The sequence below is a fragment of the Thermophagus sp. OGC60D27 genome (genome assembly GCF_052400625.1).
In the GTDB taxonomy this organism is placed as follows: Bacteria; Bacteroidota; Bacteroidia; order Bacteroidales; family Marinilabiliaceae; genus Thermophagus.
Genome location: NZ_JBQTGH010000008.1, coordinates 165,416 through 177,069, shown reverse-complemented (window position 1 = coordinate 177,069; position 11,654 = coordinate 165,416). Strand labels below are relative to the sequence as shown.

The 11,654-nt window shown below is 37.2% G+C and carries 11 protein-coding genes and 1 tRNA gene; 5 read left to right on the top strand and 7 right to left on the bottom strand.

Annotation, left to right across the window (positions count from 1 at the left end):
• Positions 1 to 69 precede the first annotated feature (69 nt).
• On the bottom strand, positions 70 to 882 hold the full coding sequence (locus tag ACT29H_RS11570) for a hypothetical protein (protein WP_444821788.1): 813 nt from the start codon (positions 880 to 882) through the stop codon (positions 70 to 72).
• Positions 883 to 1,248: 366 nt separating this feature from the next.
• On the opposite strand from ACT29H_RS11570, the gene ACT29H_RS11565 reads away from it, so the two are divergent.
• Together ACT29H_RS11565 and ACT29H_RS11560 are read left to right on the top strand one after the other, a co-directional pair.
• Positions 1,249 to 1,974: an NUDIX hydrolase gene (locus ACT29H_RS11565; RefSeq protein ID WP_444821787.1), complete on the top strand. Its 726-nt coding sequence runs from the start codon at positions 1,249 to 1,251 to the stop codon at positions 1,972 to 1,974.
• 404 nt (positions 1,975 to 2,378) lie between these two features.
• Entirely contained in the window at positions 2,379 to 2,558 is a 180-nt protein-coding gene (locus tag ACT29H_RS11560; protein ID WP_444821786.1) for a hypothetical protein, read from the top strand.
• 1,039 nt (positions 2,559 to 3,597) lie between these two features.
• Here the strand turns inward: ACT29H_RS11560 and ACT29H_RS11555 are convergent.
• Both ACT29H_RS11555 and ACT29H_RS11550 read right to left on the bottom strand, forming a co-directional pair.
• Positions 3,598 to 4,527, bottom strand: a complete 930-nt coding sequence (locus tag ACT29H_RS11555) for a nucleotidyl transferase AbiEii/AbiGii toxin family protein (protein ID WP_444821785.1) — start codon at positions 4,525 to 4,527, stop codon at positions 3,598 to 3,600.
• Positions 4,524 to 5,291 (bottom strand): type IV toxin-antitoxin system AbiEi family antitoxin, encoded by a 768-nt coding sequence (locus ACT29H_RS11550; RefSeq protein ID WP_444821784.1) that lies wholly within the window; start codon positions 5,289 to 5,291, stop codon positions 4,524 to 4,526. Before ACT29H_RS11550 ends, ACT29H_RS11555 begins: the two co-directional genes overlap by 4 nt.
• A gap of 242 nt (positions 5,292 to 5,533) precedes the next feature.
• On the opposite strand from ACT29H_RS11550, the gene ACT29H_RS11545 reads away from it, so the two are divergent.
• Together ACT29H_RS11545 and ACT29H_RS11540 are read left to right on the top strand one after the other, a co-directional pair.
• Complete coding sequence (locus tag ACT29H_RS11545; protein WP_444821783.1) at positions 5,534 to 6,004, top strand: hypothetical protein; 471 nt, start codon at positions 5,534 to 5,536, stop codon at positions 6,002 to 6,004.
• A gap of 12 nt (positions 6,005 to 6,016) precedes the next feature.
• On the top strand, positions 6,017 to 6,442 hold the full coding sequence (locus tag ACT29H_RS11540) for a hypothetical protein (protein ID WP_444821782.1): 426 nt from the start codon (positions 6,017 to 6,019) through the stop codon (positions 6,440 to 6,442).
• Positions 6,443 to 6,913: 471 nt separating this feature from the next.
• Here the strand turns inward: ACT29H_RS11540 and ACT29H_RS11535 are convergent.
• Positions 6,914 to 6,989: transfer RNA gene (locus tag ACT29H_RS11535), tRNA-Lys, on the bottom strand.
• An 807-nt stretch (positions 6,990 to 7,796) separates the two neighbouring features.
• Here ACT29H_RS11535 and ACT29H_RS11530 point away from each other — a divergent pair.
• Complete coding sequence (locus ACT29H_RS11530) at positions 7,797 to 8,468, top strand: hypothetical protein (RefSeq protein WP_444821781.1); 672 nt, start codon at positions 7,797 to 7,799, stop codon at positions 8,466 to 8,468.
• Between the two features lie 595 nt (positions 8,469 to 9,063).
• Here ACT29H_RS11530 and ACT29H_RS11525 read toward each other — a convergent pair.
• From ACT29H_RS11525 to ACT29H_RS11515, 3 genes are all read right to left on the bottom strand, one after another.
• Complete coding sequence (locus ACT29H_RS11525; protein WP_444821780.1) at positions 9,064 to 9,630, bottom strand: peroxiredoxin family protein; 567 nt, start codon at positions 9,628 to 9,630, stop codon at positions 9,064 to 9,066.
• Positions 9,631 to 9,921: 291 nt separating this feature from the next.
• On the bottom strand, positions 9,922 to 10,326 hold the full coding sequence (locus ACT29H_RS11520) for a hypothetical protein (RefSeq protein WP_444821779.1): 405 nt from the start codon (positions 10,324 to 10,326) through the stop codon (positions 9,922 to 9,924).
• A 180-nt stretch (positions 10,327 to 10,506) separates the two neighbouring features.
• On the bottom strand, positions 10,507 to 10,863 hold the full coding sequence (locus ACT29H_RS11515; protein WP_444821778.1) for a DsrE family protein: 357 nt from the start codon (positions 10,861 to 10,863) through the stop codon (positions 10,507 to 10,509).
• Positions 10,864 to 11,654: the final 791 nt, after the last annotated feature.

Below are 11,654 nucleotides of genomic sequence, written 5' to 3'. Positions count from 1 at the left end.
GTTTTTTTTGATGTCCTATTTATACCAAAATGAACTATGCCCAATTTATTGAGGTCTCATCTAATAATATCAAAACAATGCAATGCCCAGCTGCAGTACGCCCACTTTTGTTTCAGCATTCCAGAGTGCAGTGGCCGAAACGGGAAAATTCGCAGACGCAATTTGAACCATTCGGTTTAAGGTTAACCCGAATGAGGTTAAATTGGCCTTATCGCTGTAAAAAGTTTTTTGCGTGATCAATGAAAAAGCCCCCCCTGCAAATAGCGTCAGACGGGTTTTCTCCCCCGGAAACAGTTGATACTTCAATTCCACATAGTTGGAGTAGGAATTACTTACCGACCCATCGTTATTGATTTCATAGTCGCCCCCATTCCCAAACAAAATAGTTGACCAGTAGAAGGTTAAAGGAGTTTGCTCCGAAAGGGTATATTCCAAAACTATATCCACAAAATTGGGGGAAGTATATTTGTCATAACTGAATATATCCACCTCTTCGGAATTACTGTAGTTGTTATGGCTGATCAGAGAGACACTAAAAGAAGGCATCAAACGATAAGTGGTGTAGTAAGAAAACTCTTTGTAGTCGCCACTAAACCCGGCACCGCCCCATAACCCGACGGTAAACTTTCGATCCGTTGAGTTGTACTCCATTGCAGAAGCAAACATCGCTCCGGGCGTAACGACACCCCCATGCCATAAGTGCATGTTTTTGACCTCAAAGTTGAGCTCAAAGTTCTCGGACAAAGACGTTTTATCCTGCGCCCGGGCCGAACCAGAATGAAAAAAAACACACAGGAAAAAAATGTTTGCAAAAACTGCGGTGATTAAACGTATAACCTGATCGGTTGTAGTTTTTTTACTTTTATTTCTTTCTTTTCTCATTGTTCTCTCCTTAAAATTGGTTCAAACTCTTACCGCTTTTTATAAAACGTATTTATTACGCTTCCGCAACAAATGTATCAAATAAATTTTGTCAAAAGCAAACAATTTTATTAAAATATTTTTCAGAAAAACATTATATAGTTCTTTTTCAATGCCTTATCATTTTATGTTTTTTAACATGTTTTGCTTCACATCTATAATTTAGTAGCCTGATATTCACTCCTGAAGTTATGTATTTGGGATTAAACGTCATATTTTACAGATTCCCGCATCTGCAGTTATCTTTTTATTTATTGGGATTTAGGAAATAGATCTTTATATTTGTTGCAATTTTTTAATTAAAACGTACCATCGACGTTTGCAAATATGGATTTTAGAAAGATTCCTAACGTATCGATTGATTGTGTCATCTTTGGTCTGTCAACCAACGGGATAAATATCCTTCTTTCGAAGCGCTCATTAAATATGCACGACGAAAAATATCCGGTGATTGACGACTGGATGTTGACGAGTGGACATGTGCTGAAAGATGAAAGTCTGGATGAATCGGCCATGCGGATTTTTCAGGAGCTCACAGGAATAAAACAGGTGTACTTCAAACAATTCCGCACCTTTGGAAATCCTGAACGAGTTAAAAACCATAAAGACCTGTTATGGCTGACAAGTCGTGATATTAACCCGCGCGTGATATCGGTGGCTTATTACTTTCTTCTTCCCACAGAGAAAGTTACGCTAAAAAACGATAATGTAAAATGGTTTCACATAAAAAAAGTGCCGCCATTAGGTTTTGACCATGAAGAAATAATCACCCGGGCCTATGACGATTTGAAGCAAAAAGTAATGGTTGAACCAACCATCTTTGAGTTCCTTCCCGACAAATTCACTTTAAACGAACTTCAACAAGCCTACCAATCGGTTTTGGACATCACCATTGACAATCGCAACTTCAGAAAAAAAATTATCGGCAAGACTTATATTGTGCCGCTCCCCGAAAAACGTACCGGCATCTCTAAAAAACCGGCCAATTTGTATATGTTTAGCAGAGATATTTTCGAGAAAACTAAAACGAAACACCAGCTCATCAATTTCTGATGAATCAGAACAATACCTACAGCCGGGGATTCCATTAAAAAAGATTTACGGTGGGCAAAGGACTTATGAGGCGTGGATTGGAATGGTGGAAAGGCGAAAGGGTATAATGGCAGAAAGGTGTAAGGTGTGGTAGGGTGAATTCGAATTTGTATATTTTAACCCGAAAAATGCATTAGAAAATATATTACGAATTAAAATTGCTGCCAATCAAGTCGCTAGCTAACTTGTTTTAATTCACCATTGCGGTGCTATGCCTCACGTCTGCGTGGATTTGTAATCCACGCAGAACTAAAGAAGTGGATTTGCAATCCACAAAAGCAAAACCAAAGGTAAAGATATTGATATATCAGGCATAAAAGCCAATGAATTATAGTTTTTGGCTAAGTGGAAAAAACGTAATTTAAATGGGATTACAAATCCCGGGATTAAAGCGTTGTGGATTGGGAAATCCACAACGACGATGGTGGAATGGGGGAAGGGTGGAATGGGGAAAGGTGAGCACCTTATTGTGTCTTATTATCTCTTTTGTTAAATCCATGACGATAGTATCGGGGCGGTTGAATGTGAAACAGGTGGGATGGTAGTAGTAGGGTTATCCCTACACCTGGTATAACCTTTTCACGTCTGCGTGGATTTGTAATCCACGCAGAACTAAAGAAGTGGATTTGCAATCCACAAAAGCAAAACCAAAGGTAAAGATATTGATATATCAGGCATAAAAGCCAATGAATTATAGTTTTTGGCTAAGTGGAAAAAACGTAATTTAAATGGGATTACAAATCCCGGGATTAAAGCGTTGTGGATTGGGAAATCCACAACGACCAAGCTTATCCCGACACCAGGTATAACCTTTCCCGACACTAGGTATAACCTTTCCCAACACTAGGTATAAGCTCACGTCCGCGTGGACTTGTAATCCACGCAAAACTTAAAAAATGGATTTTCAATCCGTATAAATAAATCAAAAGAAAAAGAATTTAAATGTGATTAAATTTTTATCGAGTATAAGGACGGGATTACAAATCCCTAAACTGATGCGTTGTGGATTGCAAATCCACAAAGACAATGGATGGCGACATTTGATTGATTTGCATCGAAGCCGGATGGAATAACACTACACAACAATGGGATAGAATGGTTGTGGCAATTATATAGAAGAGGAAAAATGGTGGTGTATTTTCGCAAAATGTATTTATATTTCGTATAAGGTTTTTTTGAGTTTATTAATTAGTTGTTTGTGTTTCTGCAAATTATTGGTTTTTAATTTCTGAATGTTTAGCAGCTTCCATCTAATGGCAGGTAAATTTTTCAATACAGGGTATGGAAATAAATCCCAGCAGGGATCACTCCACGCAAAACTTAAAAAATGGATTTTCAATCCGTATAAATAAATCAAAAGAAAAAGAATTTAAATGTGATTTAATTTTTATCGAGTATAAGGACGGGATTACAAATCCCTAAACTGATGCGTTGTGGATTGCAAATCCACAAAGACAATGGATGGCGACATTTGATTGATTTGCATCGAAGCCGGATGGAATAACACTACACAACAATGGGATAGAATGGTTGTGGCAATTATATAGAAGAGGAAAAATGGTGGTGTATTTTCGCAAAATGTATTTATATTTCGTATAAGGTTTTTTTGAGTTTATTAATTAGTTGTTTGTGTTTCTGCAAATTATTGGTTTTTAATTTCTGAATGTTTAGCAGCTTCCATCTAATGGCAGGTAAATTTTTCAATACAGGGTATGGAAATAAATCCCAGCAGGGATCACCCATCTCGAAACTTAACAAAAACTCTTTATCATTATCCGTAAGTCTTTGTTTGATGGTTTCTATTAATGTGGCTCTTGTTTTTTCATAATCGTCATAAGTAAATTCAATCGAAGTCATACCTGCAAATTGATTATTAAAGGCTGATTTATGGTCTTTTAAGATGGGCTTTAGTAACTCATGGATAGGTTTATAGTGGCTAATCATTCCGATTTTTACTCCTTCCCAAATTTCATCGGTTAATCCTTCGTTTTCCATAAGTAGTTTTACATCAAAAATATCTCGAGGATGTTGCCTGTCAATTGCAGCACATATTTTACTTCCATATAATTCAGCTATAGAAACCACTTGGATGGCAGCAAATTTGCCGAATTCATCCTGTACCGAATTCACTACCTGCATTAATTGAGTGGGAAAAACATTGCCACGTGTAATGGTGTTGACTTCCATTTTTATCTGGGCTTTTTTACCTTGACAATTTAATTTTACTTCAGTTCTTTCATTATTTAAAGGAACGGCGAGAACTTTTACGCCCGGAACATTTTTTTCTATGTCAACCTTTATTCGGCTTAACCCATCCTGAATATTTTTTAAAGCATTATCTCTTGAATCCAGTGGTAAATAGGTTAAATCAATGTCAACTGACAGGCGAGGCATATCACGAACAAAAAGGTTGATTGCAGTACCTCCTTTTAAGGCAAAAATTTGTTCTTTTGCTACGTAAGGAATGACTTGTAAAAGTAAGTCTACCTGCTCTTTAAATGTGGGTGAAATCATAATTGAGCCAATTCTTTAGGAACTGACAGTAAATATCTTGGAATATATACCCCATTTTTAACGATCATCCGATTCCCTTTTCCTAAGTCAACTTTTTGGGGTTCAATGAAATGTATCCATTGGTGGTTTGTTTTTTCGGCAAAATAAAGAAACAATCGTTTTACTTTTACTGAATTGCAATTGTGTAAAAGCTCATTAATTAATTTGGGCTTTAAATTTACTAAACCTTCAAATAAGTGGTAACATTCTATAAGATCCATCTTTTGGGGTGCTAAATACAAGCATTCCAAGATGGCCCGCTCGGGGGAGGAAACTTCTATTTGAATCTGTTCCTGCTCCCATTCTTTGATTCCTGTATTCAGGGGTAAAAAGGAGCTTAAATGATGCTGTATATTAAGGTCCCAATTGTAATTGACAAACCATTTGGGAAGCTTTGTTTTTAAAGGTGAAAATAAATGCAGGGAATTATCGCTAATACGTAAGTAATGGCTAAAACCTTGTAAGGCTAGAGCTGATACACTACCTACATGAACTTTAATTTTGGTTTGTTTTTGTATGGCATTTAAAGCTCCTTGCCATTCAATTTTATCCCCCGGTTTTTTATAGGCGCTTCGCCCGATGGCTTCCAACCAGCCACTTTTGAGATAATATTTTTGTAAGTTTCGTGATATGCCACAAGATACCAACCAACTGCTTGTAACGACACTGCCGGGTTGTAGTAATTTGAATAGTTTTTTTAAATATGTTTCTTTTTGGGTAGTCACGCTATACTTTTTATAACAAATATAAAAAAATAATCCATGTTATCATGATTGGTGGATTTTTTGAGGTGTTTGCTTAGCCTTAGAATAATTTATCCCAACACCTGGTATAAGAGGCTGTCCTTTACTTTTTGGACAGCCTCTGAAATATTGTTCAATCTAAGCTGGAAATTATTGAAAGGTTTAATTGCAATTTAATTTTTATTGAGTATAAGGACGGGATTACAAATCCCTAAACTGATGCGTTGTGGATTGCAAATCCACAACGACCAAGGCATACTTGGACACAACTCAGAAATACATTTGGAGGAGTAGATAGGGTTGATTATTTTGGTGGAGCAACTTTTGCTACTCGGGAAAATCAAGATGGAAGAAGTGGTATGTCTTTAGGTAATTTTGTTAATGTTTCTATTTGGGATGAAATTAATGGCAATTTTGAAGATAGAGTAATTTCTGACCCACTATACATGCATGAGTACGGACATACCTTTGATAGTCAAATTTTTGGTATTTCTTACTTATTAGCTATTGGAGCACCAAGTATAATTAGTGCAGCAGGAGCTTCTCAGGTTGATGGGGAACCATATGGTGTTACTACTCATGATTTTAGATGGTATGAAATGAGGGCAAACCGACATGCTTCAAGATATTTTAGTAAACATTATGGAGTAGATTGGAGCATTTACGAAACTATGTATCCTCGTAGTAGACGATAAAATTAAGTAATAATGAAGAAGATGGTTAAAATAATAATGGTCATATTACTTCTCTCGAATTTTTATAAATGTGAGAAAGCAATGGATAATAGATATGCTGTGTACTTAGAAAATAAAGCAAATCACTCAATTGGTTGTTATTTTGCTTTAGGAGGTAATTTTGGAACATTGTACCCTGATACAACGCTTCCTACATCCAATCAATATATTATTAATGAAATAAAAGCGAGTTCAAGGTACATCTATGATAGTGGTATTAAATGGGAAGAAATCTTTGAGAATTTGCCACAAGATACCATGTCTGTTTATATTTTCCACACTGACACCCTAAACAAATACACATGGGAAGAAATCCAAGACGGTTATATGATATTAAAGCGGTATGACCTGAGTCTGGAGGATTTAAAGAAAAGTGATTTTACAATAACATATCCATAGCATTAAAAAAGCCCGGACTTGCCGGGCTTTTTTAATGCTTTATAATCTCAAAAAGTTTATCGGTAACTTTTTCAAACACTTCGGGTTTAACAGTTCCGATTTTTCGTGTTATAATGCTTTTTTCGGCAGTAAACAGTCACGTCCGCGTGGACTTGTAATCCACGCAAAACTTAAAAAATGGATTTTCAAACCGTATAAATAAATCAAAAGAAAAAGAATTTAAATGTGATTAAATTTTTATCGAGATAAGCACGGGATTACAAATCCCTAAACTGATGCGTTGTGGATTGCAAATCCACAACGACCAAGGGAGCGGAAAGAAAAAAGCAACCATCGCGACATGCGATTGAGTCGCATCGAAGCAGCGGGAATTACAACTCACTACGAAGGAGGAATCTGTAATGAAAGCCGTTTCACCATGACAGAAGCACCAAAAAAAAGACGATCCGAAATGTTTCGAATCGTCTTTTCTGGTCGGTCCGCAGGGACTCGAACCCTGGACCCGCTGATTAAGAGTCAGCTGCTCTACCAGCTGAGCTACGGACCGGTATTGGGGATGGGCAAAAGTACACATTTTGGTAAAAAATCTTAGTAATAATCATCTATTTTTTTCGTTGTTGCGGGTTTCTTTGATAAGAAAATGGCGAAGGTGGGAAATCTACAACCACATTTGGGTGGCACTTATTGAACCCACGTCTGCGTGGATTTGCAATCCACGCAGAATTAAAGATGTGGAATTCGCAATCCCCCATGTCTGCGTGGATTTGTAATCCACGCAGAACTAAAGAAGTGGATTTACAATCCACAAAAGCAAATTCAAAGGTAAAGAGTTGATGGAAAAAATTAATAGATAGTCAGTAAGTCCTAATTTCAGAAAGTGAAGGAAAATTGTTCTAGTCCGGGATTGCAAATCCCTGGATTAAGACGTTGTGGATTACAAATCCACAACGACGATGTTGCAAATCCACAACGACGATGACAGAAAAGACGGTGAACTCCACGCCGGAAAAAACATTGGATTTGCAATCCCCCAAAAATTAACCACGTCTGCGTAATTTGCAATCCACGCAGAATTAAAGATGTGGATTTCGCAATCCCCTTAATTGCTGTCTGATTTATTTTTAATAGGTTGATTTAAAGAAAAAAACAACGTATTTTTAAAATGTAACATAAACTTCATAACAGTGTTCGAATTGTTCTTCCAATTATTATAAATGACATCATTTAAAGGGATGGCTTTTATATAGGAAAGGAGTTTTGAATATCTACTCAATGAGATTATGTTGAGTCAAAAAGTTGTAATTATTCAATGATTATGGTTTTGGCAAAATATCAAACAACGTAAAAAACGGTTATGCTTTGTAAGAAAATATTATTTACATTTTGTTTTGTATTGCTATTGAGCTGTAATGAGAGGTCTGATTTAAAATCGGACAAAGCATTTGTTAAGACATTTAATCAGGAAGAGCTCGATGATATAATATTTTTAATCGATTATGTTGACATTTTGGTGAAAGAAGAGACTGGTGTTGAGGACATAAATAGTGCATATCGACTATATTTTAATAATCTGAGAGCAAGGATGTTTGAAGGTCATTTTATGGTGCCGATTAAAAGTGAAGCTAAATTTTCGTTTTTAGAAAAAATTGAAGAAAATACATTCAATGAGTTTTGGTATGTGGATATGGCACATATTGATACAACCCGTGATACCGGAACAAATAGTAAAAAGCTGAGGGTGAATATTAATGGAAAGTATTTAGACTATATAAGAAAAGTTGGGGAGTCAGACGACTACTTTCGTGATTTACATGAATTTATTATGGGATCAGGCGACATATCGAGGTCTGGGCTAATTATTTATTTCGCGGATAATACGAATCTTGATTATCAACTCATAAAAAACAGGTTGCTGGCTGTGGTGTGCATATTCTCCATCAATGAGCCGTTGAAACCATTGAATATACCACGAAACAGATGGGACGAGGCATCAAAAGAAGAGTCTGACCAGGGTGATGATGGTTAGCGGGTTTTAAATCCTCTATGTCTGCGTGGATTTGTAATCCACGCAGAACTAAAGAAGTGGATTTACAATCCACAAAAGCAAATTCAAAGGTAAAGAGTTGATGGAAAAATTAATAGATAGTCAGTAAGTCCAAATTTCAGAAAGTGAAGGAAAATTGTTCTAGTCCGGGATTGCAAATCCCTGGATTAAGACGTTGTGGATTACAAATCCACAACGACGATGTTGATTTAAAGATAAAAACAACCCTCGTAGGCGTGGTTTTGTAATCCACGCCGGAAAAAAGCATTGGATTTCGCAATCCTATGTCTGCGTGGATTTGCAATCCACGCAGAACTAAAGAAGTGGATTTACAATCCACAAAAGCAAATTCAAAGGTAAAGAGTTGATGGAAAAAATTAATAGATAGTCAGTAAGTCCAAATTTCAGAAAGTGAAGGAAAATTGTTCTAGTCCGGGATTGCAAATCCCTGGATTAAGACGTTGTGGATTATAAATCCACAACGACGATGGTGATGATGGTTAGCGGGTTTTAAATCCACCACCAGGGTAAAAAGAAAGGGGCTTTAGGCCCCTTCGTGTTATGGAAATAGACTGATTTAACCGGATTTTCTGAACCGACTTTCAATGCCGGCAAAGGACTTTAATTCGTCCATATCGATGTGGTCATCCAAATGATTTCCGTAATGCGCAGTTACAATATTAAAGTCCTCGTCAATAAGGAAATCGGCCGGCACAAGATTCATGCTGGCGTCTTTATCTTTAGGAAGATTGAGCTCTTTCGTCTCCTTTTTGGCCTGACTTAAATTGGCAACCAACATGGTCTTCATCAGTTTGAGGGTGGATTGTTCCACACCGTATTGCTTGTAAATTTTCTTTTCCGGGTCGCCAATTAATGGCCAGGGACTGATGCCGCGGTGAAAAGAGCTGGACAGTAGCTTCTCATTGGAACTCTCAAATAAAAAGATGAGTTGTACCCCGGCATTCTTAAACCGATTATTATGCCACATCAATTGGTGCACTCTTCGGTTGCAAAAGGGGCAGCTGACATTCCTGAAAAAACTAAGAATTATTTTTCGGCCCCGGTAATCCGATAATCGTATTTCATTACCATTAATGTCTTTGGCCACAAAGTCGATGGCTCTGTTTCCTGTTTGTAGTTTCATCGTATGTTATTTTTTCCAACTATTCAGTGTTCAAAACAAATGGGTAAGTGCAGGCAAAACTTTTAACCCGAAAAATGCATTAGAAAATCTATTACGAATTAAAATTGCTGCCAATCAAGTCGCAAGCTAACTTGTTTCAATTCACCATAGCGTTGCTATGCCTCATTTCAACAAGTTCTTGATTGATTGCACTTTTAATTCTCACGACGAAGTTCTAATGCATTATTCGGGTTTAAAAAAAGGAGCTGTCCAAAACATTTCGGGACAGCCTCTTCTGCTTGAAAGCATAACTTATTTTGCCTTGTTTTTGGCAGTGGCCAGAGCCTGTTTTATTTCTTCGTTACTTTTGGCCACACTGACTTTGTCAATAAATGTTTTGTTTTTTGCATCAAACAGATAGACCACTCCGGTACCTTTATGTTTGGTCATAGCCTTATCGAGGCCTACATCTTTTAAGGCCTGTGCCGATTGCGCCCTGGTGTCGTCATTGGTCAGATTATTGACCACAAATTGTATGGCACCATCGGTATTACCTTCTTTAAAGGCTTCCTGTGCTCGTTCGCCATGGTGTTGACAGGTAGGGCACCATTCGGCATGATTCACCACCGCTATAACCTTTACATCCGATTGTGATATGGCCGACAGGGATACCAAAAGGAACAGTGTTAGAGTTACTAAAATTGATTTTGCTTTCATAATTGTAAAATTTAATTATTGGTTGAATGGAACGGGTATGAATAGATTTTCGTGAATCTTTTTTGCAATAACCCTACTTTGTCATGCTGCAATGATGAAATTTAATTAAGTTAAATTCCTTTCTGCCTGGGCACTAAAGTGGTTGTTCATGTTCGTCCCATTCGCTTAAAATATTAATGTTTAGAAATTTACTATGTGGAATCCTTCGGCGATGAGGGTGCGAATGCTGGGATGGTCCTTGTATTCACTTAATAAGGGAATACCGGCCTTTTCCACCTGGCTTTTTACACCGTAAGCCTTGGCACAAAACGAACAAGCGCCTGTTATTTTATCCTTTAGGGCCTTGTACATCGCATGCACTTTATGGTCTTCTTTTTCCAGTTCACCAATCCATTTGGTTCCGGCGCCTTCGAAAATGATTTTAAGTTGGTCGCCCGCTTCATCGGCTTCACTGGCCAGGGTAAAGGCATTGGCAACTTTTCCTAATGCTTCTGCATTGTTGGTGTCAGAAAACACTAAAATGGCAATCTTTGTCATAACTGTTTATTTTTAAGTGAGACTTGTTTTGATTTACTACATTGGTCGGTGCATTTTCTTTTTCCTGACAGTGAAAATCTATTTTAACAATAGATTAAGGAAAATTAATAGGTGTTAACTTTTGGGGCGTGGTTCGATGATGGGGTGGTTTGTGAAGTATGCGTGATTTACAATCACGTCTGCGTGGGTCCTAATTTCAGAAAATGAAGGAAAATTGTTCTAGTGCGGGATTGTAAATCCCTGGATTAAGACGTTGTGGATTGCAAATCCACAACGACGATGAGAAAACGTAAATTAACCTTGTAGGCGTGGATTTGTAATCCACGCCGGAATAAACATTGGATTTGCAATCCCCCAAAAATTAATCCAAAGGTAAAGAGTTGATGGAAATAAATTGAAAGATAGTCAGTAAGTTCTAATTTCAGAAAGTGAAGGAAAATTGTTCTAGTGCGGGATTGCAAATCCCTGGATTAAGACGTTGTGGATTACAAATCCACAACGACGATGAGAAAACGTAAATTAACCTTGTAGGCGTGGAATTGTAATCCACGCCGGAATAAACATTGGATTTGCAATCCCTAAAAAATTAATCCAAAGGTATAGAGTTGATGGAAAAAATTGAAAGATAGTCAGTAAGTCCTAATTTCAGAAAATGAATGAAAATTGTTCTAGCCCGGGATTGCAAATCCCTGGGATTAAGACGTTGTGGATTGCAAATCCACAACGACGAGGTTTGCAATCCCCAAAAAATAAATCCAAAGGTAAAGAGGTTGATGGAAAAAATTGAAAGA